This is a genomic window from Enterovibrio calviensis DSM 14347, from assembly GCF_000621165.1.
Lineage (GTDB): Bacteria > Pseudomonadota > Gammaproteobacteria > Enterobacterales > Vibrionaceae > Enterovibrio > Enterovibrio calviensis.
Genome location: NZ_KK211217.1, coordinates 83773 through 107819 on the forward strand (window position 1 = coordinate 83773; position 24047 = coordinate 107819).

General features: G+C 47.5%; 24 protein-coding genes and 1 tRNA gene. 18 read left to right on the forward strand and 7 right to left on the reverse strand.

All coding sequences use genetic code 11. From position 1 onward, the window contains the following. Positions 1-298: 298 nt before the first annotated feature. A complete protein-coding gene (locus Q365_RS0118555; RefSeq protein WP_028024742.1) occupies positions 299-1363 on the forward strand; it encodes a porin in 1065 nt (354 codons plus the stop codon). Positions 1364-1501: 138 nt separating this feature from the next. Here the strand turns inward: Q365_RS0118555 and Q365_RS0118560 are convergent. Then, positions 1502-1577: transfer RNA gene (locus tag Q365_RS0118560), tRNA-Arg, on the reverse strand. Between the two features lie 82 nt (positions 1578-1659). Then, positions 1660-2793 carry a flagella assembly protein FlgT gene (locus Q365_RS0118565; RefSeq protein ID WP_028024743.1) on the reverse strand — a complete coding sequence of 378 codons (1134 nt, stop codon included), beginning with the start codon at positions 2791-2793 and terminating at the stop codon, positions 1660-1662. 204 nt (positions 2794-2997) lie between these two features. On the opposite strand from Q365_RS0118565, the gene Q365_RS0118570 reads away from it, so the two are divergent. Together Q365_RS0118570 and Q365_RS0118575 are read left to right on the forward strand one after the other, a co-directional pair. Beyond that, entirely contained in the window at positions 2998-3633 is a 636-nt protein-coding gene (locus Q365_RS0118570) for a FlgO family outer membrane protein (RefSeq protein ID WP_028024744.1), read from the forward strand. Positions 3634-3650: 17 nt separating this feature from the next. Continuing rightward, positions 3651-4079, forward strand: a complete 429-nt coding sequence (locus Q365_RS0118575; protein ID WP_028024745.1) for an LPP20 family lipoprotein — start codon at positions 3651-3653, stop codon at positions 4077-4079. Between the two features lie 196 nt (positions 4080-4275). Here Q365_RS0118575 and Q365_RS0118580 read toward each other — a convergent pair whose 3' ends face one another. The 3 genes from Q365_RS0118580 to flgA form a co-directional block, all read right to left on the reverse strand. Beyond that, entirely contained in the window at positions 4276-4707 is a 432-nt protein-coding gene (locus tag Q365_RS0118580) for a flagella synthesis protein FlgN (RefSeq protein ID WP_028024746.1), read from the reverse strand. An 8-nt stretch (positions 4708-4715) separates the two neighbouring features. Beyond that, positions 4716-5027, reverse strand: a complete 312-nt coding sequence (flgM, locus tag Q365_RS0118585) for a flagellar biosynthesis anti-sigma factor FlgM (protein WP_028024747.1) — start codon at positions 5025-5027, stop codon at positions 4716-4718. Positions 5028-5112: 85 nt separating this feature from the next. Further along, positions 5113-5811 carry a flagellar basal body P-ring formation chaperone FlgA gene (gene flgA / locus Q365_RS0118590; RefSeq protein ID WP_028024748.1) on the reverse strand — a complete coding sequence of 233 codons (699 nt, stop codon included), beginning with the start codon at positions 5809-5811 and terminating at the stop codon, positions 5113-5115. A gap of 130 nt (positions 5812-5941) precedes the next feature. Between flgA and Q365_RS0118595 the strand changes: the two genes are divergently transcribed. From Q365_RS0118595 to flgL, 14 genes are all read left to right on the forward strand, one after another. Further along, a complete protein-coding gene (locus Q365_RS0118595) occupies positions 5942-6874 on the forward strand; it encodes a chemotaxis protein CheV (RefSeq protein WP_028024749.1) in 933 nt (310 codons plus the stop codon). 6 nt (positions 6875-6880) lie between these two features. Continuing rightward, entirely contained in the window at positions 6881-7708 is an 828-nt protein-coding gene (locus Q365_RS0118600) for a CheR family methyltransferase (protein ID WP_028024750.1), read from the forward strand. 198 nt (positions 7709-7906) lie between these two features. After that, positions 7907-8302, forward strand: coding sequence for a flagellar basal body rod protein FlgB (gene flgB, locus Q365_RS0118605; protein ID WP_028024751.1), 396 nt, complete (start codon positions 7907-7909; stop codon positions 8300-8302). A 3-nt stretch (positions 8303-8305) separates the two neighbouring features. Further along, entirely contained in the window at positions 8306-8722 is a 417-nt protein-coding gene (flgC, locus tag Q365_RS0118610; protein ID WP_028024752.1) for a flagellar basal body rod protein FlgC, read from the forward strand. Positions 8723-8739: 17 nt separating this feature from the next. Further along, entirely contained in the window at positions 8740-9492 is a 753-nt protein-coding gene (locus Q365_RS0118615; protein WP_028024753.1) for a flagellar hook assembly protein FlgD, read from the forward strand. Between the two features lie 21 nt (positions 9493-9513). Beyond that, positions 9514-10821 (forward strand): flagellar hook protein FlgE, encoded by a 1308-nt coding sequence (gene flgE, locus Q365_RS0118620; protein WP_028024754.1) that lies wholly within the window; start codon positions 9514-9516, stop codon positions 10819-10821. A gap of 206 nt (positions 10822-11027) precedes the next feature. Next, entirely contained in the window at positions 11028-11777 is a 750-nt protein-coding gene (gene flgF, locus Q365_RS0118625; RefSeq protein WP_028024755.1) for a flagellar basal-body rod protein FlgF, read from the forward strand. Between the two features lie 16 nt (positions 11778-11793). Beyond that, positions 11794-12582 (forward strand): flagellar basal-body rod protein FlgG, encoded by a 789-nt coding sequence (gene flgG / locus Q365_RS0118630; RefSeq protein ID WP_028024756.1) that lies wholly within the window; start codon positions 11794-11796, stop codon positions 12580-12582. A gap of 15 nt (positions 12583-12597) precedes the next feature. Then, complete coding sequence (flgH, locus tag Q365_RS0118635) at positions 12598-13383, forward strand: flagellar basal body L-ring protein FlgH (RefSeq protein ID WP_028024757.1); 786 nt, start codon at positions 12598-12600, stop codon at positions 13381-13383. Between the two features lie 27 nt (positions 13384-13410). Further along, positions 13411-14502 carry a flagellar basal body P-ring protein FlgI gene (locus Q365_RS0118640; RefSeq protein ID WP_028024758.1) on the forward strand — a complete coding sequence of 364 codons (1092 nt, stop codon included), beginning with the start codon at positions 13411-13413 and terminating at the stop codon, positions 14500-14502. A 2-nt stretch (positions 14503-14504) separates the two neighbouring features. Then, positions 14505-15506 carry a flagellar assembly peptidoglycan hydrolase FlgJ gene (gene flgJ / locus Q365_RS0118645; RefSeq protein WP_028024759.1) on the forward strand — a complete coding sequence of 334 codons (1002 nt, stop codon included), beginning with the start codon at positions 14505-14507 and terminating at the stop codon, positions 15504-15506. 58 nt (positions 15507-15564) lie between these two features. Continuing rightward, on the forward strand, positions 15565-16026 hold the full coding sequence (locus tag Q365_RS0118650) for a hypothetical protein (protein ID WP_028024760.1): 462 nt from the start codon (positions 15565-15567) through the stop codon (positions 16024-16026). 159 nt (positions 16027-16185) lie between these two features. Further along, entirely contained in the window at positions 16186-18063 is a 1878-nt protein-coding gene (flgK, locus tag Q365_RS0118655) for a flagellar hook-associated protein FlgK (protein WP_028024761.1), read from the forward strand. An 11-nt stretch (positions 18064-18074) separates the two neighbouring features. Beyond that, positions 18075-19268 carry a flagellar hook-associated protein FlgL gene (gene flgL, locus Q365_RS0118660; RefSeq protein WP_028024762.1) on the forward strand — a complete coding sequence of 398 codons (1194 nt, stop codon included), beginning with the start codon at positions 18075-18077 and terminating at the stop codon, positions 19266-19268. A 23-nt stretch (positions 19269-19291) separates the two neighbouring features. On the opposite strand, the gene Q365_RS0118665 is transcribed toward flgL, so the two are convergent. Beyond that, the gene (locus tag Q365_RS0118665; RefSeq protein WP_028024763.1) at positions 19292-20179 is read right to left on the reverse strand and encodes an AraC family transcriptional regulator; all 888 of its coding nucleotides are present in this window, start codon (positions 20177-20179) and stop codon (positions 19292-19294) included. A 181-nt stretch (positions 20180-20360) separates the two neighbouring features. Between Q365_RS0118665 and Q365_RS0118670 the strand changes: the two genes are divergently transcribed. Beyond that, positions 20361-21581, forward strand: coding sequence for a sugar efflux transporter (locus Q365_RS0118670; protein ID WP_028024764.1), 1221 nt, complete (start codon positions 20361-20363; stop codon positions 21579-21581). 109 nt (positions 21582-21690) lie between these two features. Here Q365_RS0118670 and Q365_RS0118675 read toward each other — a convergent pair whose 3' ends face one another. Beyond that, positions 21691-23787: a tetratricopeptide repeat protein gene (locus tag Q365_RS0118675; protein WP_028024765.1), complete on the reverse strand. Its 2097-nt coding sequence runs from the start codon at positions 23785-23787 to the stop codon at positions 21691-21693. Between the last annotated feature and the right edge of the window lie 260 nt (positions 23788-24047).

Genomic DNA, 24047 nt, shown 5'->3' on the forward strand with positions numbered 1-24047 from the left:
TTTGGGGTGAACTGTGATTGCGGTCGTGCTTATTGGGTGTGATGTGAATGTCTACTCGTCTTTATGGTTTTTTATATTGATATAACCTTCTGTTTTTAAAGTATTTATAACCTTTTATAAGTTAAATTTGAACCAATTCAAATTTCATTCAGCAATGTGTTTTTTTTTTATCGATACGAATTAAGCTCCACTTCGTTGATAAATCGAATCAATAAATAAACACCGGTGTCGTTGCTTACGGCGGCCAACTAAGAGCAGCAAACTCTCCACCGGGCTTTTAAAATTTAAGGAGTTTTCCATGGACAAAACTTTTAAACGTTCACTACTAGGTATGGCTGTTGCAGTTGCTGCAATGTCTGGTTCTGCCAATGCAGCAATCGATCTGAACGGCGAAGCAGTACAAATGTACGGTCAAGCAGCTGGCTTCATGCACATTACTAACCCAGAAGTTGGTGATGGCGCAGCGCAAGCGGTTATCGAATCACGCATTGGTTTTAAAGGCCGCGTAGCATTTGAAGAATTTGGTCCTGACTTTGTATGGCAAATTGAAAGTGGTGACGCGAACAACACTGATTACGGTGCGTTCGGTATGCGTGATACCTTCTTGGGTCTAGATTTTGACGGCGTTGGTAGCTTCAAATTTGGTCGTCAGCTTGTTGCTGCTTACAACTACGTTGACTGGCCACACTCAAACCCAGGTCTAGGTAACGTATTCGATTGGCACAACGCTATCGACGCTTCTTTTGAAGACCGCGCAAACAACAACTTCCGTTTTGACTCTGCTACTTGGAATGGCTTCAACTTCCAAGCAACGTTGAGCGGCATGGGCTCATCAACTGACGCACTAGTTGCAAGTATCGCGACATCTTACTCACAAGATATGTTCAGCGTTCATGCTGGTTACTACAACCAAAGCAAATACGACGCGACTGTAGCTAAAACTGAAGATAGCGTTGTAGTAGAGAACGGCGTAGCTGTGGTTAAACCTGGCACTGCTGCAACTACTGAAGAAGCTGGCGATGTGTCTTACACCATCGTTGGTGGTAGCGTATACCTAGGTGACGTGACTCTTACCGCTGCATACAAAATGATGGAAAATGGTCTAACAAATGATGACCAAGATGCATACTCTGCAACTGCACAGTACGTTATCGACGGTACTTGGGTACTGAAAGCAGGTTACGCAGCAACAAGCGAATCTAAACTGGGTAATGACGATGATTCACAAGCAATCACTGGTCGCCTAGGTTATTTGCTTCCAAGCACTTACCTATACATGGACGTGCGTTCATATGACATGAACGGTTCTGATGAAGCATCAGACGGCACTAACATCCTAATCGGTGCTGAGTACTACTTCTAATCTCCTAGAACGTTGTCCTTAGATATAAACGGGCCTTTATGGCCCGTTTTTCTATTTGTAGTGAAATAAAAAACAATGGGACCAAAAGGAAGTGTATTAAGGAGTTTATGTCTAGGAGGATGCAATGAGGCCAAGAAATGGCGCTCCCACAGGGACTCGAACCCCGATCGATCGCTTAGGAGGCGACTGCTCTATCCTGTTGAGCTATAGGAGCGGAAGGCGCTGCAGTAGGTAATTAGCAAGCGCCGGACGATCAGTATACCTAAAAGAATCTTTAGGTTAAGGCTTTCATAACGTTATAGCGTGTGTTTGGTTACCATATCACCAATTTGGATGCTTGGGCTTAGCTCTGGTGGCGAAACCGAGATTTCTGCAGAACTTTCATAAACACGCGTGACGGTGAGCTTCATGTCACTTTTTCGAAGTTGTGTTCTGTTCACGCCATATTGGTCTGTGAAAGATGCATTGTGCCAAAGTGCTAATTCATCGCCGTATTTCACGCCGTGAATACGACCGGCACTTATTTGCCCTGTTTGACCATTAATGGAAACCACTTCTGGCGTGCTTGCTCGGCAGGAAAGGTTGCTTTCCAAATCGAGGAGAATATTGCGGCTGACACGTTGAGCCATTTCCCCATAAGGCGATGTCCAAAACCTTGCTGTTTTGGTATCCACTTTGCTATGACGTTCAAATGGCCATGCGGCAATATCTCGATAGATATTTTGATAAATGACTTCACCAGACTTCCCATCCAGCACGTCGATAGACATCGCTAATTGGCGATTGGTCTTGTCTTTTGCCAATACTTTTTCATCGAGCGTGGCCGACATGTCTGTGATTGAACCGATCAGAACATATTGAGCGCCTGTATCTTCGGCAATCATAGCGGCAACATCTGGCTGCGTTGGGGAGACATTGTGAGGAGTGATCCCCTGCGCAACAAAGCTTTGTGCTTGGGTTTCAATTTGACGCTGAAGCAACACTGTAAAGTCATCACCAAACTGAAAAATTCCGCCCAACGCTGCTTGCTGCGGAGATACAATGTCGAACCTGCTCATCAGCAGTCCTTTTTTGTACTGATTCTTGTGGCAAGCTTTTGCCGTCGGGTAGATATCAATACGGGCCGTCAATTTAGTGACGCCATCGCGATTCTTGGCATCAAGTACCTGAATGTGTCGGATTTCATTCCCGCTGAATTGGTAGTCGCTGCGTGACTCAGCCAAATAAGGACGGATTTCTGCCAGCCCGGCAATATTTGCCCCTGAGTACCTTAAAGCCTGAAAAATGGCATCTTCCAGTGCACGTTCTCTCGCTTGCTCTTTGCTTTCTAAAATAGTGCTGGTGCCCGTCACTTCGTACCATGCGGCGTTTGCGGTGGCACTGGCCAATGCCATACAGGCAACGAGCGGCGTAATAATTTTTTTGCGCATGACCCTGACTTCCAATAGTAGGTACAAAAATTGCTAGACCAGATAACATCGCGGAAAAAGCGGCAATGTGGTTAACAATGACAGTCAAAATATAACCCCATTGATGCAAATTATGTTCCTAAAAGTTGAAACTATAAATTTGTTATCGTTTCTTCTTGGTTGAGCCTTATGCCAGCCCTAAAACGTGTCCGGAGCCAGACAACGATGAAAAACTGGATAGTGATATTACTGAGCCTTGCAACCGCATCTTGCGCTTACAATCCGATCTATAACGGTAAAGAACCGTATGCGGGTAGTGAGTTTTTGTTGCAGCAAACACCAAGGCATACGCTGGATTACTTCCTCGACGGTCTTGCTAGCGAATTGTTGGAAACCAACAATTACCTGACGGCGAGAACACCACTGGCTGTGGTGTCGTTTGTCGATGTTGAAGAAATGAATCAGACCAACTGGTTAGGGAATTCCGTTACCGAAGGGATGATTTATCAAATGCAGCGACGTGGTTTCACTCTCATCGATTTTAAAAATACCGGCACAATTCGTGTGACGGAAGAGGGTGACTTCTCTTTAAGCCGAGACTGGAAAGAGCTGCATCCTGAACAGCAAATTGATTACGTGCTGACAGGCACGATGCTTCGCCAAGGTGGCGGTGTGCTTGTTAATGCGCGCATTGTCGGCATGCGCTCGCGGGTTGTTGTCGCGTCGGCGCAAGGCTTTTTGCCTGCAGAACGCATCGGCAGAGACATAGATACATTGAGAAAAGTGCGTATCGAAGACGGCGTGATTATTCGCGGTGATCAAAGGAAGCACTTACCTGACACCATCATTTTGAAACCTTAAAGGTTCATGGAGACACAATGAAGATTTGGTTATCTTTGGCCATGCTACTGATGATTTCAGCATGTCAGCCCATCACTCAAATGCGCTCAGAAGAAATGCTGTCAGCCGTCGGAACGGCGTCGATCAGTGCGCAACGTGGCGATACCTTTGAAGAAAAACAATTTCGAGCCATGCGTGCTTCAAAACTTGAAGCATATAAAGAGCTATCTGAGCAGGTGTATGGCATTCGCGTGAGTGGTCTGACACAAGTAGACGATCAGCAACTTGGGCAAGACCGAACTCATGGCGCTTCTGACGGAATTATCCGTGCCGCCGAGGTGATAGCGAGCTATCAAGTGGGCGACAGCTATGTGACGGAACTAGAGTTAAATCTGCGAAAAATGAACAAGATGAAAGAGTATGGCGAATCCCATCATGTTCCGAGAAATGATGCGATTATCTTCTAGCATTGAAGTTGTCGCTGATAACGTTAATCGTCGGCGTGAATGAATGAATGAATGAATAAAGCTGCCCATGGCGGCTTTTTCTTTGCCTGTCGTTTTGTTTCGCGAACATATTCAGGTGGATGGCAAAGATAGGAGCATATTTGTTAGGTATTGAAGGAGTAGGTGAACAGACCAACTTGAAGTGGAGCTGGAAAGGTTAGGCTTTTACGTTGGTGCCAAGCGTACGACTGCCAGAGGCTTTACCATCGCTGTCGTAAGTCATTTCATGTTTGCCCGCGGCTTCTTGGAATAGGTTTCTGAGCTTGTGGATGCTGAGATGGGCGCGCTGTAATGCGATACCATTGGCTTCATTGAGTTGATGACATTGTTCCAGAACCGCTTTTATCTCACTAATGGTTTGCTTCGCATCATCAGAAGGGGATGCCGCCTCTGGGCACTTACCAATTTGGGCATCGCAAAGCTGAATCGTTTGTATGAGCGAAAGCTTTTGTTTCGCATACGATGCGATGTCTGAGGATTTTCTGGAGGCTATCGCCAACGTCTCATTTTTCATGACGTCAAGAAGCTCACTGACATTATCTGTCTGTGCTTGAAGGAATTGCTCAAAGCTTGTTACTTGGTCAGACATGGGCAATGCTAGATTCCGCGGAAGTCATCTTCATGCTTCAACATATTGCTTGCCAGTTTGTCTGCATCCACTTTATACGAGCCGTTAGCAATGGCCGCTTTGATTGCCGCAACTTTCGCGCTATCAAAGTGACTTTCACTTGCCATTTGTTGATTGAGCGCACCAATAGCTTTGCTCTCATCACTCATAGAAAATGCATCGGTGCGCTGTGTGTTAACTTGCGCTGCACCGGACTCAACTGAAGTACTTTGAGTTTTGTTTTGATTGGTTCTGTTCGTATTTATGGGTTGACCAGAACGCAAATGATCGATACTTGCCATAATAAAGCCTTATAAATGTCCGAACCTTCTGTTGCTCACAGTATCGGCTGTACTCATATGAACTTTAGCACTTAATTGCATCAAGTTAGAATTTTACTGCGACTTGGCCGACAGAGGTAATTATACCATCCACAATCCGATTCGATTTGCTGTTACGGATTTTAATTTGCTCACCGAGAGCACCATCACTTAATGCTGTGCCTTTTGCAATAATATTCAGTCCGTTACCGGAGGCCGTAATAACGACTTCGTCATTTCTGCACACCATGCAAATGTCATTGCCCTGAATAGGTTCGCCAATTCCTACAACTCGTTTAATTCTAGACCCAATAATCGTGGAAGGGTTCGTATAGGTCTGCCCTCGCTGAAATCGAGCGTCAACCAATTGAACAATCAAGTCACTTTGGCTAATTGTCACGCCGCGATCCATCGGACGCTTCGCCACCACGATAGGTGTCATGAGTCGAATTTGGACAGGCACGTAAACTTGCCAGTTGTCTTCTTTGCAGCTGACCAGCACGGTGACGCTTTTGTTGAGTGATTGGCGGCCAGGTACGATGGCTTGAAGAGGAGACGGGCAGTTAGACAGCGTTAATCTCGAGTCCAAATGACCCGCTTCCACTTCTAGTTTTCCGAATTCAGGCGTCGTGATTAGCGTTTCTACATGCGCCTCTGCAGCTTCTTTTACAGCTTCAAGTTGATTTACTGGAGCAGCGGCTATAATTGAGCTAAAGCCACTGAGAAATGTGCCGATAAAGAGCCAGACTAATCGTTGATAACACATAAGTCTCAAATTGGTTAGTATGATAAATAAATAGCTGCAGTGTGCTTTCAACTTGCGTGCCAACATGTGGCGTCAGGTATTTGCTTGCTGCAATACGATAACAATTACAAGGCAATATGGAGTTTATCTTATGTCGGGGATTCTTGATACGGTCAATCAGCGCACACAACTTGTGGGCCAGAACCGATTAGAACTATTGACCTTCCGTTTGATGCGTAAGCAGCGTTATGGCATTAACGTATTTAAAGTAAAGGAAGTTCTCCAGTGCCCTAAGCTAACGTCCATGCCAAATCTTCACCCTTTGGTTAAAGGTGTCGCTCATATTCGTGGTCAAACGATTTCTGTCATTGACATGAGCCTCGCTACTGGCGGCTTACCGATTACAGATCCAGAGAACCGTTTTATTATTATTTCGGAATTCAACCGTTCGACACAGGGCTTCTTAGTGGGCTCGGTTGAGCGCATTGTTAATATGCACTGGGAAGCGATTTTGCCCCCACCTGAAGGTACTGGGAAATCGAACTACCTAACCGCAGTCACTGAAATTGAAGGTGAGTTGGTAGAAATTCTTGATGTGGAAAAAATCCTAAACGAGATTTCCCCTGTCAATGAAGCTATCAGTGATGAAGTGCTTGCACAGAAGCCAGTGTTTGAAGAAGGTGGCGAGGAGGCAAATATTGTCCTCGTGGCTGATGACTCGAGTGTTGCTCGCCGCCAAGTGAAGCGTGCAGTAGAGACTATTGGTTATGAAGTCATGTTGGCGCATGATGGACGAGATGCACTGATTAAGCTTCAAGAGTTAGCTCAAGAGGGCAGTATCTACGATAAAATTGCGCTTGTTATCTCTGATATTGAAATGCCAGAAATGGATGGTTACACGTTAACCACTGAAATTAAAAAGGATCCGAATCTTAAGGATCTTCATGTAGTATTGCACTCATCTCTCAGTGGTGTATTCAATGAAGCCATGGTTAAGCGAGTAGGTGCAGACGCATTTATTCCTAAGTTTGACCCTGATGAATTGAGTGCGGCAGTGATAAATGCGGTTAAAGGCCAAGAATAATAATCCATGACGAATATAGCGATCACCGAGCAAGAATACCGTGATTTTTGTAAATACCTTGAAGGCAAATGTGGCATCGTTCTTGGTGACAGCAAGCAATATCTAGTAAGAAGCAGACTCAGTCCGCTCATTAGTCGATATAAGCTCGCGTCAATGACGGAGTTGTTTCAACTTGTGCTTACCAACAGAAACCGCGATCTAGCTGTTGCAGCCATTGATGCCATGACGACCAATGAAACGTTGTGGTTTCGCGATACTTATCCATTTGAAGTGCTTGCTAACAAGTTACTTCCAGAAGTGGCTGAAGGTCGACGCCCAATTAAGATCTGGTCGGCGGCAAGTTCGTCTGGTCAAGAACCTTACTCAATTGCGATGACAATTCAGGAAGTTCAAGCGAAAAAGCCAGGGCTTCTGAGTAACGTTTCCATCACGGCGACAGATATTTCGTCGACCATGCTGGAAAACTGCCGAGCGGGTGTATATGACAATCTGGCGTTAAGTCGTGGTTTGTCTCCTGAGCGAAAGCGACAGTTCTTTGAAGACGCCGGTGACAGCAGGATGGCAGTGAAAGACACACTGAAGCGTATGGTGACCTTCAAGCCTCAAAACTTGATGGACAGCTATAGCATGCTGGGTAAGTTTGACATCATTTTCTGTCGTAACGTATTGATTTATTTCTCACCAGACATGAAATCACAAGTGCTGAATCAAATGGCGGGCAGCTTAAACCCTGGCGGGTATTTGTTGTTAGGCGCTTCAGAGTCGTTGACGGGCCTAACAGACCGTTTTGAAATGATTCGCTGCAATCCAGGCATTATCTACAAATTGAAGTAGCCCGACGCTACATAAGAAAAAGCGGCACAGAAGTTGCCGCTTTTTTTGTGTCTGGCATTCTTAGCTAGCGCTGTGACAAATAACGGATTGTCGTTAATTGACTGAAATATATGCGCATGTCAGTGACTCAAAGGGAATAGCGTAAAGTTGGCATCACTATTGCTTTTGTTTGGGTAGTAAAGTTTAGGAGGTTGCCTCATGGCGATATCGTTCGACAAAGCGCTGGGTATACATCAACACACCGTAGGGGTGCGTGGTCAAAGGGCTGAAACCCTCGCAAGTAACTTGGCGAACGCAAATACGCCGGGATACAAAGCGCAAGATGTTGACTTCGAACGCGCTCTGAAAGCGGCAACCTCTGGGGCAAATATTGGCCTAAGCAGAACGGATGGGCGGCATATAGCTGCCTCTACAAACGTGAGCGGCCAAAAAATGTATCGAATTCCAAATCAGCCCGATACCGGCGACGGCAATACAGTGGATGCGCAAGTTGAGCGTAACCTGTTTATGCAAAACGCCCTAGAGTATCAGGCATCGTTGGATTTCCTTGGGTCAAAATTTAAAAACATGTCCAAGGCATTGAAAGGGGATTAATGGATGAGTCTATTTAATGTATTTAACGTCACTGGGTCTGCGATGAGCGCAGAGTCTGTTCGACTGAATACCACGTCCAGCAATCTGGCGAACGCGAACTCTGTCAGCAGCTCTGCTGAAGAAACTTATAAAGCGCGCCACCCAATTTTTGCTGCGGAATTAAACAAATTCACCGGCCAACAAGGCTCCAGTGTTCCTGTACGTGTTGAGGGCATTGTTGAAAGCCAAAAGCCGCTTCGCGCTGAATATAACCCTGAGCATCCGATGGCGAATGCTGAAGGTTACATTTTCAAACCGAACGTCAACGTGATGGAAGAGATGGCGAATATGATTTCCGCATCCCGTTCCTATCAAACCAATGTAGAAGTCGCAGAAGCCAGCAAGCAAATGCTGATGCGTACCCTACAGATGGGCAAGTAAGGTAGGAGGACGGCATTATGAATCCGATTGATGGCGCAGGGGGAACAGGTAGCGGCAGCTACATTGACCAACTGAAAGCGCTACAAGAAAAGCAGCGCACTGAGCGCGGTGACACCGGTGAGAAAGTAACCGGTCAGACCGATCTCAATCAGGAAGATTTTCTTTCTTTGCTGACCAAGCAGCTTGCTAACCAAGACCCGTTCAAACCGGTTGATAACGAACAAATGATCGCGCAAATGGCATCGTTTGCGACCGTTGACGGTATCGGCAAAATGAATGAGCAGTTTGGTTCATTGAACGCCGCAATGACATCGAGCCAAGCGCTTCAAGCATCATCTTTGGTGGGGCAAGACGTGCTGGTACCTGGCAATGGCGGGTTTAAATCAGCCGAAGGTGGCATCGCTGGCATGGTGAAACTGCCGCAAGCGTTGAACGATGTCATTGTCCGAATTCAAAACGACCGAGGTGAATTGCTACGTAGCTTTAGCCTTGGTGCAAAATCCCCAGGTGACCATCGTGTTGAGTGGGATGGAAAAGACGATACAGGCAAGACACTGCCGGAAGGCAACTACAGCATGAATGTCAGCGGCAACATTGACGGCAAGTCACAAGACTTTGAACTTTCAACGTATGCCAACGTTAACAGTGTCCTCTTGGGCAATGGTGACGGCAATGTGATGTTAAACATCGCGGGTTATGCATCTCCGGTCAAACTCACCGAAGTGCTTGAAGTAGGTAAAGCTGGCGTCACCGGCGCGGGTAAAAGCTAAAAGGACAGAGGAGTTCCAGCAATGGCATTGAATATCGCACTGAGTGGCCTAGCGGCAGCTCAAAAAGACATGAACACCACCAGTAACAACATTGCGAACGCCAACACTTTTGGTTTTAAAGAGTCGCGTGCTGAGTTTGGTGATGTTTACTCCGCGTCGATTTTTTCGAACGCGAAAACTACAACGGGTAGTGGTGTGCAAACGTCCATCGTCGCGCAGCAATTCCATGAAGGTTCAAGTATTTACACCAATAACCCGCTTGACCTGAGAATTAGTGGTAACGGCTACTTTGCCGTGGCGAATGACAATCTTGCCACCCAAACTAACCAGCTGACGCGCAACGGCGCTTTCCACCTAGATAAAAACAACAACATTGTTAACTCCGAAGGCCAATTTCTTCTTGGCTACAATGTGGACAATGAAACCCTGCAAGTGGGGTCTTTCGAACCAAAATCATTGAATGTACCGGATCAATTTGGTCAGCCTCGAGCCTCGGAAAACGTTGATATTGGCTTGAACTTGCCTGCGGGCGGTGAAGAGAAAGATCCTACGTTGTTCAACTCTGAAGACCCTGATACTTACAACAAAGCGACGTCGGCAACCATCTTTGACTCACTGGGTCAGCCTTATAAGCTCACCACTTACTACGTCAAAGACAACGTCACCCCGAACAAGTGGGCGGTATACTATACAGCGACTGATCCTACTGGCGAAAAACCCGTCAACCTAGCGGCTGGTGAGTTTACCAATGCGACGGGTCATGTCGGTCACTCGCTGGAGTTTAACAGTGACGGCTCCGTGAACAACGTGAATGGTGGTCAACCTATTCAAACCGTTGAACTGGGTGCGAACGGTGCTGGTCTCGAAATGAATGGCGCTGATGGCACACAGTCGTTAACGCTAAACTTTGAAGACCCGACGCAGTATGCATCACCGTTTGAAATGCGTAAGTTCACCGAAGATGGTGCGACCACGGGTTATCTTGCGAAAGTGGATATCGACCCGAAAGGTACCATCATGGCGACTTACAGTAACGGTGAAAATGTCGCGCTGGGTCGTGTGGCAATGGTGCGTGTTTCGAACCAGCAAGGTTTGTCGCAAGCGGGTAATACCCAGTGGAAAGTGACGCAACAATCCGGTGAAGCAGTATGGGGCGAAGCAATGCAGGGTGCATTTGGTCAAGTGAAGAGCGGTACGATTGAGCAGTCGAACATCGACATGACCCAAGAGCTGGTGGACTTGATCACCGCACAACGCAACTTCCAAGCAAACTCGCGTTCACTGGAAGTGGGTAACCAGATGCAACAAACCATTCTTCAAATTCGTTAACTTCACGTATTTGCACATTGGTTTACGACTATTCTTTTGCCGCCCGATATTTGGGCGGCAAATCTATTCCTAAATTGCCCTTCACTTTTGCCATTCTTCCTGAATGGAACGTTCAAAAATTACACTAACCTCTTGTAAATAAATAACTCTACATATTGGCACTCTTCTTGCTTTGAATGAATCATAAGCGACAGGAGAACGTCTTTATGGATCGCGCATTATTTCTTGCCATGAGTGGCGCAAAACAAGACATGCAAGCCCTTCAATTACGTGCCAACAACTTGGCTAACGTAAGTACCACGGGTTTTCGAGCAGATTTAGAACAAGCCCGTGCGATGCAAGCATATGGCGAAGGTCTGCCGACGCGCGTTTTTAACATGACTGAGCGCCCAGGGCACAGTTTTGCACAAGGCTCCACCATTACTACAGGCCGTGAACTGGATGTTGCCGTAAAAGGTGACGGTTGGTTGGCGGTTCTCGATGGTACCGGACAAGAAGGCTACACCCGCGTAGGTAACTTGAAAGTTGACCAAACGGGCATGCTGCAAAATGGTCATGGACACTTGATCCTTGGCGAAGGTGGCGCACCGATTTTTCTTCCGCTTCCAGTGTCAAAAATTGAGATTGGCTCGGACGGCACCGTGTCTGTGTTGCCGCAAGGCGCACCACCAGACGCGATGGAAGAAGTCGACCGCATTAAGCTTGTTCGCCCTGATAATGCTGAACTATTTAAAGACAAGAATGGTGTATTCAAACCTGTGAACCCCGGTACTAATTATGCGGCGGATGCAGGTGTCACCCTTCTTACAGGTGCATTAGAAGGCAGTAACGTTAATGCCGTCAGTGAAATGACGGGTCTTATTGACCTTCAACGTCACTTCGAAATGCAAGTAAAACTAATGAAGACTGCAGAGGAAATGGATCAAGCATCTAATTCTCTGTTGCGCATGGGTTAATTAAGAGGGAATTAGCATGCATCCAGCTTTATGGGTAAGTAAAACCGGCCTAGACGCACAACAGACCAATATCTCGACCATTTCGAACAACTTGGCGAATGCCTCAACCGTGGGGTTCAAAAAATCTCGCGCGGTGTTTGAAGATTTGTTTTATCAAAACATCAATCAGCCGGGTGGTCAGTCTTCTCAAAATACAGAGCTGCCGAGTGGTTTGATGCTGGGTGCAGGTGCCAAAGTGGTTGCCACACAACGTGTCCACACCAACGGCAACGCGCAAACGACCAACAATGCCTTGGACATGATGATCGAAGGCGATGGTTTTTTCCAAGTCTTGCTGCCTGACGGCAACATTGGTTATCAACGAAACGGTCAGTTCACCTTGAACGACGAAGGCGTGCTTGTCACCACGGGTGCCGGTTATGCACTTGAGCCAGAAATCGTTGTTCCGCCTGATGCAATTCAAGTGACCATAGGTACAGATGGCGAAGTCTCTGCAAGGCTTCGTGGTCAAACTGCGAATGCGGTACTTGGGCAGATCACGACGGTTGATTTTATCAACCCGGGCGGCCTTGAGCCGATTGGTCAAAACCTTTACTTGCCAACCGGCGCAAGTGGAGACCCGCAAGAGGGTGTTCCTGGTATTGATGGCTTGGGCAGCATTCGACAATCCATGCTGGAAACGTCCAACGTGAACGTGACGGAAGAATTGGTCAACATGATCGAAGCGCAACGCGTGTACGAAATGAACTCGAAAGTGATTTCATCGGTCGACCAAATGCTTAGCTACGTTAACCAGCAGCTATAAGGGAGTAGAGCGAGGATGAAGAAGTTACTGATCACAGGCTTTTTGTTAGCAACGGTATCGGGTTGTGGCCTGATCAACGAAGAAGCCCTGCTCGCGCAGAGTGACATTGTTCAAGGCACCACAGAGACCGATGCGGTTGAAGGGAATACTGAACAAAGTGGTGATGGCTTAATTGGTTTGCTGCGAAATCGCGAAGATGCGATCGCAGGCGACCCAAGCTGGGCGCCGCTTCATCCTACTCGTCAACCTGAACATTACACTACCGCCACTGGCTCATTGTTTAGCGTTACTCAAGCTCAAGATCTTTATGATGACACCAAGCCACGTGGTATTGGCGACATCGTTACCGTGCTATTAGAAGAAAAAACGCAGGCGAAAAAGAGTGCCAGCAGCGATGCCGCTAAATCCAGTGATTTGAGCATGGACCCGCTCGAAATGGGCGGACAAGAAGTCACCATCGGCGAATCCAATCTTTCTTATGCCTCGAGCCATGACAATTCAACCAGCGGTTCTACCAGTGCAGACCAAAGCAACAGCATCAGTGGTTCAATCTCGGTAGAAGTGGTCGATGTATTGTCGAATGGCAATCTTATTATTCGTGGTGAAAAGTGGCTGACGTTGAACACGGGTGACGAATATATCCGCCTGAGCGGCACGATTCGTCCAGATGATATTAGCCAAGAGAATACCGTCGCTTCGACGCGCATATCAAATGCGCGTATTCAATATTCTGGCACGGGCGATCGACAAGATACGCAAGATCAGGGTTGGTTGGCACGATTCTTCAATGTTGTTCTATAAACGTAGTGACGTTGTCGGAGATTTGACGTGAAAAATTGGCTAACGCTTTTGTTTATTACTGTACTGGCAAGCCCTGTTGCCCATGCTGCCCGCATTAAAGATGTGTCGGAAGTCGCTGGTGTGCGCAGCAACCAATTGGTCGGATACGGCTTGGTGGTTGGCCTTGCAGGTACAGGTGAAAGCACGCCTTTTACCGATCAAAGCTTTAATGCGATGCTGAAAAATTTTGGCATCCAATTACCGGCAGGCACGAAACCGAAAACTAAAAATGTCGCAGCGGTGGCCGTGAGTGCGGAATTACCGGCTTTTTCCAAGCAGGGTCAAAAGATTGACATCACCGTGTCGTCTATCGGTTCTGCGAAAAGCTTACGCGGCGGTACGTTAGTGCAAACCTTTATGAAAGGTCTTGATGGAAAAACCTATGCCATCGCTCAAGGTAACTTGATTGTGGGTGGCTTCAGTGCAGAAGGCGCTGATGGTTCGTCTATTGTCGGCAATACGCCGACAGTGGGTCGTATTACCAACGGTGCGACTGTCGAGCAAGAAGTGCCGAGTCCGTTTGGGCGTGGCGACCACATCACATTCAATTTATTCGAATCTGATTTCACGACAGCGCAGCGTATGTCGGATTCTATCAATAGCTTCTTAGGGCCAAATACGGCTTCGGCGATGGATTCCATGTCCGTGCGCGTGAGAGCCCCCCGTGATTTATCTCAGCGTGTCGCTTTTTTGTCGACTATCGAAAACCTTGAGTTTGAACCTGCAGATGGCGCGGCAAAAATCATTGTGAATAGCCGAACCGGTACCATTGTTGTTGGGCAAAACGTGCGTCTTCGCCCTGCTGCGATTACCCATGGAGGTATGACGGTCACTATCAATGAAAACCTACAAGTGAGCCAACCGGGTGCTTTCTCTGGTGGTGAAACCGTCGTGGTTCCAGATTCAGGTGTGGAAGTGACTGAAGAGGATGGTCGAATGTTCCACTTCAAGCCTGGTGTGTCTTTGGACGATCTCGTTCGTGCCGTGAATGGCGTCGGCGCTGCTCCTTCTGATTTGATGGCGATCTTGCAAGCATTGAAGCAAGCTGGCGCTATCGATGGCCAACTCATAGTGATTTAATCATGAAGACACCATTAGACACCGGATTTATCCATGACATCAGCCGTTTAGATCTACTGCGTCAAAAAGCCGCGAGTGGCGAGCAATCGGATGATGCAATGCGTGCAGCGGCGGAACAATTCGAAGCCTTGTTCACGCAAATGCTGTTTAAATCCATGCGCCAAGCTAACGAAGCATTCGAGTCTGATCTCGTCGATAACCGCACCTCCAAGTTCTATGAACAAATGGCCGATGAACAGCTGTCCAGTGCGTTGTCTCGTGAAGGCTCATTAGGGCTAGCCGATTTGATTGTTCAGCAATTTAAAGGGTCACAAGGCAGTGAGCCAATGGATGCAGGAGAGAACTCCGCCAGTGACCGTATTCAGCTTGGTCAGATACCACCGTTAGTTGCCCCGCCATTGGCTGAAAAGAATCCCAATGTGTTGCAAGAAGACACCTTCAATATGCTTGATAGGCCAACCGAGCAGACCATGATTCCAAGCCCGCATCTATTGGCAGAAAGAAATGCTGCTCCTAAGAGACCGGAAAGTAAGCCATTTGAAACACCAGACGAATTCGTCGAACGGTTAACGCCGTATGCGCAAAAAGCAGCTCGTGCGTTGGGCACCGATCCTGCCATTTTGATCGCACAAGCGGCACTTGAAACTGGATGGGGCAAGAAAGTGATCGCGAATGCGCGAGGCAGCAGCCATAACCTGTTTAACATCAAAGCTGATCCGCGTTGGGAAGGCAATAAAGTGGCCACTCAAACGTTAGAGTTTCACGATGATATTCCGGTTCAGGAAATGGCGTCATTTCGAGCATATTCGTCCTATGAGGATAGCTTTAATGACTATGTGCGCTTTCTTAATAAGAACCCAAGATACTCAACCGCGCTTCAAAGTACCGAGAAACCCGAGACATTTATTCGTGGTCTGCATCAGGCAGGGTATGCAACCGATCCACAGTATTCAGACAAAGTGATGAGCGTTTTTAGTCGGGTGAAAGGAATCATGGAGCAATAGGCTACGCTATTCATATAGATGATGGCTTTAACCATACAGCCCTAAAAGGAATGGATTGATGACGGAACCCCAACGACGCATCACAGAGCCTCAAAATGAGCGAATAGAAGCCAAGCAATCGCTCAATGAAGTTGGCTCTCTTCGTCGTGATCCCTTTATTCGTTCCTTTTTAGAAAAAGTGCCCGATGATGTAGGCGCAACGTTTACTGAATCGCAATTGCTGCAAGTGAAGTTGATGTACGGCACGCGAGGGAAGGCCAGTCACGCGGTTGATATTCGCACCGTGATGGGTGGGTTTGGTTGGAATTACTATTTAGTCTTACTGTTTGGCCGTAACCGTCGTGAATTGTCGAAAGCGGAACAAACCGCCGCCAATGCATGGCGCGTCGTCCTATTGCTGGTTGGTACCTTTGCCTTGTTTTCCATGGCTGTCGTCGCGTTGTATTTACTTAAATCTTTCGCGGGCATCGATTTACTGCCGAAATTTTCTTTTGGCTTATGGTCTTGGCTCTCCTCCTAACGGCAAGCTCTTGCCTACCTCGCAAAAAAACACCGCCAATCTGCTCCGTATCTACCCTATCTGTCAGATAAATAAAGAATAAATATCATGGCATGATTCTTGAATTAAAAGTTCAATACACACTTTTGTAGGTTATGCATTTTCGCATACGGAGGCAGAATGGGGTTTGATCTGCTATCGCTCGGTTCCCAGGGCGTATTAACAGCACAGCGTCAACTCAATACAACGGGTCACAACATCTCGAATGTGAATACTGAAGGCTATAGCCGACAGTCCGTTGAGCAGCGCTCCAACGATTCTGCCTATTGGTCTGCTAACCAATGGGGGCAAGGGGTTCATGCGGCTGCCGTAAGGCGTAACTACGACAAATTTGCGGTCAACGAATTCAACATCGCCACCTCTGCGCTTTCTCATGCAGCGACCCGTAATGGTCAGCTCACTATGCTTGACGACATGATGTCGCACTCGGCAAAAAAAATCCCCGAGAACATGAATGAATTCTACGGCGCGGTCAAAGGCCTCACCGATAGTCCGAGTGACATGGGGGCACGTAAAGTCGTGCTCGAAAAATCTCGTTTAGTCTCTGCCGGTTTGAATGACATTAACACCATGCTGCAGGCGCAAGAAATGGATACCACGGTTGAAATCGATGCGACGCTGACCCGCATGAATGATATTGGCCGAGAGATTGTCGATATTCATAAGGCATTGTTGAAAAGCCAATCAGTCGATAACGATTTACTCGACCGTCATCAGCGCTTGATCAATGAGTTGTCTGAATTTACGCAGGTCAGCATTAACCAACGCGACGACGGCCTTTACAATGTCATTATTGGCAGCGGACACACACTAGTGTCTGGCCTTCACTCCAGTGAACTTCGCACGGTTCCTGGTGTGCCTGACCATCAGAAACGACGGTTAGCCTTGGTAGAAGGTAAGGCACTTAAGCCTATTGATAACGATGATATACGCGGAAGGCTGGGCGCCATGTTCGAATATCGTGATAAGACTTTAGGTCAAGCGCGTGATGAACTTGGACGACTAGCAGCAGGCTTTGCCATGTCAATCAATGATCTTCAGCGCCAAGGTTATGATCTCAGCGGAAACGTTGGTGGCGATATCTTTGTTGACTTCAACAGTGAAAACATCGCGCGTGACCGGGTGATAAAAAGCCCTGACTCTACGGCTGACATGAAAGTGTACATCGCCGATTTGTCGAAGCTTAAGATTGGGGACTACCAATTAAAGTATGACGGCAGTCAATATACCTTGGTTGATCCTGATAAAAATACCATGTCGGTAGCGCCATCAGGTACACCACCGACGATCAGTGTTGATGGCCTTAATATTCAACTCGACACGGGTCTAGTTGCTGGTGAGAGAGTGATCATTCGTCCTGTACGTCAAGCGGCAGGTCAAATCGGCGTGACAATGGAAGATTCGGCAAAAATTGCCGCACAAAGTTATGTTAGTTCGAAGTCACAGTTAACCGGGCAAGGAGACTTGAAAATTCTTCAGCCCGGCGCACAGCAAGAGTTTCAGGTCGCTATTTCACCGGATGCTTCTCAGTTTGCTGTGCTTGATATGAAGGGCAATATTTTGCTCGCCCCGCAGTCTTACCCGCCAAATACCCCCGTGAATGTGAATGGTACTGTGTTTGAGTTAACCGGGGGAGCGGCGCCAGAAGACGTTTTTTCTGTCAGTCTTGTCCCTGCAGACGGTGAGAACGGCAACTTGATCCGTATGCAGAAACTACAGACCCAAAAGCTGATGGATGGTGGGCGCTCGAGTCTGATTGATGTTTACGAAGGTTTAAACACCGACCTAGGGGTACAAAAAGCCTCTTACGTTCGTCTTGAGGACGTTAGCCGTGTTGAACACGATGCCGCATCGGGGCGCGTTGCCGAAATATCAGGGGTTAACCTTGATGAAGAAGCGGCCAACATGATGAAGTTCCAGCACGCCTACATGGCGTCGTCTCGTATCATGACGGCGGCAAATGAAACGTTTGAAACCCTGCTAAACGCAACCCGATAAGGATGTGAGTAATGATTAGCCGCATTGCCAGTTTTCATAACTATCAATCAGTGTCGAATGACTTGATGCGCCAGCAGGTGAAATTGCAGGATAACCAAGATCAGCTTGCGACAGGTAAGCGTGTGTTGACCTCTGGCGACGATCCTGTTGCATCCATATATATTCAGAACTTCAGTCAACAAGACAAACAACTCGATCAATACATTGATTCCATCACGTTGGCTCGAAACCGCCAAACCCGTGCCGAAATTGCCATTGATGACGCAGAGCAATTGACGGACAGCGCCAAACGAAAAACCATGGAAATGATCAATGGTTCGTTGTCGGACGATGATAGAAGCGCACACCGTCAGGATTTGAAAGGTCTCTACGATAACTTCATGAACTTGGTGAATGCCAAAGATGAGTCCGGCAATTTCTTGTTTGCGGGTACGCAATCGAGCAAGCAACCGTTTTATCGTGATGGCGCAGGTAGTGTTCGTTACGCGGGAGATAGTTATCACCGCACGGCGCAAGTGGCTCCAGCCGTGGAAGTACAAACGAGCGACCCTGGCGATGAAGTATTCATGGAAATCGAAAATCCTTTTGGGGATTACCAGCCCGAGTATGAGCTGCAAAGCGGGTCGCTATTACTGCTTTCCAGCGCCACAAACAGCAACAATGCTGATATCTCGGACTATGCGGTGACGTTCAATGTTGATACCAATGGGCAAACACAATACGAACTCATGCAAAATGGTGCGGTTGTCAGCACCGGCATGTATGACCCGCAAGATGGCGTTCAGTTTGGTACGCTAACCATGCGTTTCGAGGGTGAAATGCTAGACGGCGACACCATTGCCCTAGAGCGCCAAGAGACCTTCAATGTCTTTGATGCGTTCAAGCGAGGTATCGACTTGTCTCATGAAAGCATCTTTGACGCGTCCGCCACCGCCGAATTGCACCAGGTGACTGAGCAGTTCTCTGCAGCGTTTCAGCATTTGAACAAAACGCGTTCAGAAGTGGGTACACGCTTGACGACGCTTGATCGCCAAGAGAGCATGCATCGTGACTTCAAACTGGTCTTGAATCGCTCACTGGGTACCATGGAAGATTTGGATTATTCCACAGCGGTGATCGAAATGAATGAGAACCTATTGGCGTTGCAAGCGTCCCAGCAAGCATTTTCAAAAGCCAAAGATTTGACCTTGTTTAACTACATATAAGGTCAAAGTCACTCCCGATCTCCTTATCTAAATAGCCGACGAAATGCCGTCGGCGTCATGCCTTTCGCTGCTCGAAACTGACGATTGAAATTCGACAGGTTGGTAAACCCGACTTGTTCGGACACCACAGAAACCGCAATGTTTGATCGTATCAACCATTCGCATGCTTTGCCTAAGCGATGATTTTTCAAATGATCTGAGAAGCTTTCGGCAAAGTGTTTTTCGAACATGCGATAGACCGAGCTTTCACTCATGTGGAGGTGTTTGCAGATATCTTCAACAGAAATTTGCGTGTTGTAGTTGTCGGCGATAAACTGCTGCGCTTTTTCCAGCTTGTCGAAAATCGGCGTATCTTTCGCCACATAAAAGCAGAAGGGGCGAGAAGTCAGTGTCTGCGCTGATTTGTCTTCACATAGCAGCATAAGGATTTCCACCACCCGCAAAAATTGCGCGGAGGGTTTCAGCTGCGACGCACCATTCATCAAAGGGTACAAAGCATCGAACGTCGCTTTGGACAACTTAAGCCCTTTGTTGGCGCGTACCAATAAGTCGCTGACGGCAGACATTGCCGGCACGGTGACCATCAAGGACTGTAACCAAGACTGATCAAGCCAAAGTACATGAGAACTGCTGGGCGTTTCCGGCGTGGCCGTAGATGAGACGCAGGTCAGCATGTGCGGTAAGCCGGGGCCTGTGAGGTAGGCATTGTTGTTTGATGCATCGCCGATGTAATCATCAATGATGATTTTGCCTGGCGACACGTTGAGGGGATCGTAATACAGCACCAGTTCAATTTCATCGTGATAGTGCCAACCACATTGCACACCAGTCTTAGATTCTGTGCAGTGGTAATCGGCAAAGTGCCAGCTAGGGCTGACATCTTTGTGGACGCGTTCGATGATTGGTCGCATGGCGTTGTCTCAACGAATAAATGGTTGGAGTAGCCATACTTTTACCCAGATTGTCAGTGGGTTAAAAGAAAATGAAGGAATAGTATCAGTGGTTGCGCGATAGATATCACATGAGATGCATATTTATCCCTAAACTGCACCACAAGTTAAAACCGAAACTCACGATTACTGAGAGATATTGATGAAAAACTATGTCAGTTTTTTAACGAAGAAAGCGACAGTCAGCTATTTGCTGGTTAGCCTGTTTAGCGGGCTAAGTGGTGGCTTCTTTTATCCACTTTTAGGGATCTTTGTTGTCGATGGATTGAATGCGTCGCCGCTACAAATGGGCGTGTTTTTGGCTGTTTCAATTTTCAGCGGTGTGATTGTGTCGCAACGCATTGCCAAACTGTCTGATTTGGGCTGGGAACGCCGTAAAATCATTATGTTGTCGCAGAGTGCTTTTGTTGTTGTGATGGCACTCTTTATGTTTATCCGCGATTTTTATCTGGCATTGGCGGTGATGGTATTCATTGCGAGTTTCACTGCTGCTGCGATGCCACAAACCTTTGCCGTCGGGCGAGAGTTTGCCGACAAAAATCTGGGGGATAAGAGCACACTGTTTGTGTCCTTGATGCGTGCCATGCTGTCGTTGTCTTGGGTGATTGGCCCTCCATTGGCTTTCATTCTTTATGATGCAGTGGGATTCAATGGCGCGTTTATGTTTGCAGCAACGACCATGGTGATTTCTGTGCTGATCGTTTGGCGTATGTTCCCGTCAAACAAGGTGCAAGATACGGAGACCAATAGTGTTACGGACGTTCGTCAACCTTGGCGAAAAGTCCCTGGTGCGCCTCTTTATCTGATTGCGGTGTTCATGTTGTTTTTTGCAAATAACATGTACGTGATGTCGATACCGCTGTATGTCACCAAAGAACTCTCGCTAGCAGGCTCTGTGGCTGGGCAAATATTAGGACTGGCTGCATTTATTGAAATTCCGGTGATGGTATTGGCGGGCCTTTGGGCGGCCAAAGTAGCACCGCAACGATTAATGGTGCTGAGTGCGATATCGGCGAGTGCGTTTTACGGCTTGTTGTTTAATGCAGAAGCTTTGTGGCAAATCTATGCCTTGCAGGTACTGAATGGTTTCGCCATTGGTATCAGTGCAAGCCTTGGCATGGTGGTTATTCAAAACAAAATGCCAAACCAGATGGGGGTTGCAACGACGTTGTTTAACAACGCGATCATGATTGCGAGCCTAGCGTCGAGCGTGACTGTGGGCATTGTGGCCGAGCTTCATAACTATCACAGTGTGTTCCTTGTGATGCTGGTGGCAGGAACGATGGCCTTAGGGTTGTTGCTTGTCTCTGCGAGAGAAACGCGGCGTCCGCCATGCGTCATCAACGTGGCGGCAGAAGCTTAAGCTATTTCTGTTAAACATAAAAAGGTCAGCGAATGCTGACCTTTTTCTTTTCAATCAGCGCCTATTCAGCAATTGTAGAGCAGGTGAAGTGCTGTGTTGAGCTAGCACGCTAGTTTGCTTGAATCTGACGGGCAATCGATTCCAGCAGCCGGTACTTGTTCTCCAACATTGGTGGGTAGAAATAGCCAAATTCATTGTCACAATACAGGGGGTGTGGTGTCGAGTAATCCGAATCCTTTTGCCCTGCAAAGAAAACATGGCAAGGCGTTCCAACGGCGGTAGTGAGTCGATGAACGGCTGTACCGGCCGTGATGACAGCATCCAGTTGTTTGATGACAGCGGCCGTGCCTTCGAAGTCATCCCTCAGATCCAATCCTTCTAGCTGCAACACGTCAACGCCGGAGCGTTTGGCTATCTTTTTCAGCTCCTTTGAGCAATCGCCGTACTGAAGGTTGATAAAGAGGGCATTCGGAAACTGCTTAACCAGATGTGCGACTTCTTCTGCAATCAAATAGTGAATATTTCGGGTTGCCGCGGCTAGGCCGCTTCGCCAGCAAAGACCAATCAATTGTTTATTGGGGTGGGCTTCGCGAATCGCTTCAAGGCGAGACTGCCAGTGTTCAGACACCGCTTGGCCTAAGTCGATATATGCGGCTTGGTAAACGTGACGACCATGTGTTTGATAACACATAGCAGCCAAACTGCCGCCAGCCACCCAGCTAGTAATATCATCCATCACATCTTTGGGGACATCGATATCTTGGTGATCAATACGCTTAATCGGCACAATGATGGCTTCTGGGAAAGCGCGACGCAAAATAGGCTCAAGACGAGGGTCACAGGCCACATAGACCTTTTTGCTGTTTTCTAGTACCAATTTGAGGTTATGGAAGTAAAGGATCTCATCCCCAACACCTTGCTCTGGCATCACTAAAACAATGTCATCTTTAGGGCGGGCTAAGTTCCATTGTGGCAGCGCGCCTTGGTAGCGCAATCGACGGCCACAGGCCAAGCCCAACTCGTTAGTACGATAGTAGTTTTCCCACTCTTCCAAGGTACGATAAACAAAGCAAGCATTGAACCCCGCTTCAATGTCGTCAGGGAATGCTTGCATGTGGTTTTCAAGTAATGCTTTTGATGCGAGTGCTTCGCCTTTATACCAAAGCACTTCGGCGAGATAGAGCGACAGACGTTGTTGGTTTTCTTTATTCGCCAAAGTCGACGCGGTCTCAATGTGTTTCTGGCAATCAAGAATGGCCGTGGTGGTGAAGTTATGGCGCGATCTTAATAGATTGAAGCTTGCGGTGGCGAGACGGTATCTTAAGTCGGCATCATTCGGGTGCTGCCTGCTGTACTCGAGCGCGATGCGATACGCTTCCAACCAATTGGCGTCTTTTTCGTAGCTTTGAACCAGCAATCGGCACAGCAAAGAATTATCAGGCCAGTGCTTTAAACCTTGTCGGCAAACATCTCTTGCCGCTTTGTATTCGCCCAGCTTTATTTCGCAATGGCTGAGTAAGATAAAGAACTCGTTGTCAGAAAACTCAACATCAAAAGCGCGAAGCAGTGTTTGTCGAGCGAGTCCGAAGTTTTCGTCTCCAAGTTGCAGCTTTGCCAGTCCGAGTAAAGCCTTGGGCACATCGCCCGCCACACTGATCACAGCTTGATAAAGTTGCTTCGCTTGTTCTTTATTACCCTCAGCGAAAAATTTGTCGGCAAGGGTCAAGGTTTCCAACACTTCGGCATCAATCGCGCTGGCAGCCTGAGACTGCACATTGGCTTGATACTTTGCCGTTCGGCGGCTTTCACCCACGTTGCCGATCGCTGCGGTAAGCTGTTGCCGCATGGTGAGCAAATCTTGGTGCTCAGGCGCGACAGCCAACAAACTGTCGACGATCTCAAGTGCTTCCTTGTTTATACCTTGTTGCAGCAGTATCTGAGCTTTATCAAAAAGCAGAGAGCCGTCGCCCGGTTCAATGGTTAGTGCTTTATCGAGCTTATGCAGAGCGTCTTGCCAATTCCCTTTCTCAACGTCAAGCACAGCAAGCACTTGGAGCACGGGCACGGCGTCTGGTGCCAGTTGCAGTATTTGCTCAAAGATCTCACGAGCTTCATCTTTTTTCTGATGCTGATACAAGCTAACGCCCTGCTCAAAGGCTTGTTCAAGCGTTAAGGCATTGCCTTGAGATTCGGAAACTTTGGTCATAGCGGATCCATTAAAAGTGGGTGCGTTGGGCGTGACGTCTGCAATATCAGAAAAAGCAGCAAATACCGTGCCGATTGCCTATACCTATAAGAGTGATTGTTTCATTTTTGAGCGTTTAGTTACTAATATGGGGTTTTGCCCATGAATGGCGTTCATCTTTTTGTGTGCTGTAACGGTAAGAAGGCACATTTTATTCGCAAAACTCAGAGGCGGTGAATTGCCGTTTGGTGTGAGGCAAAGGATGAAACCCTTTGCCGCTT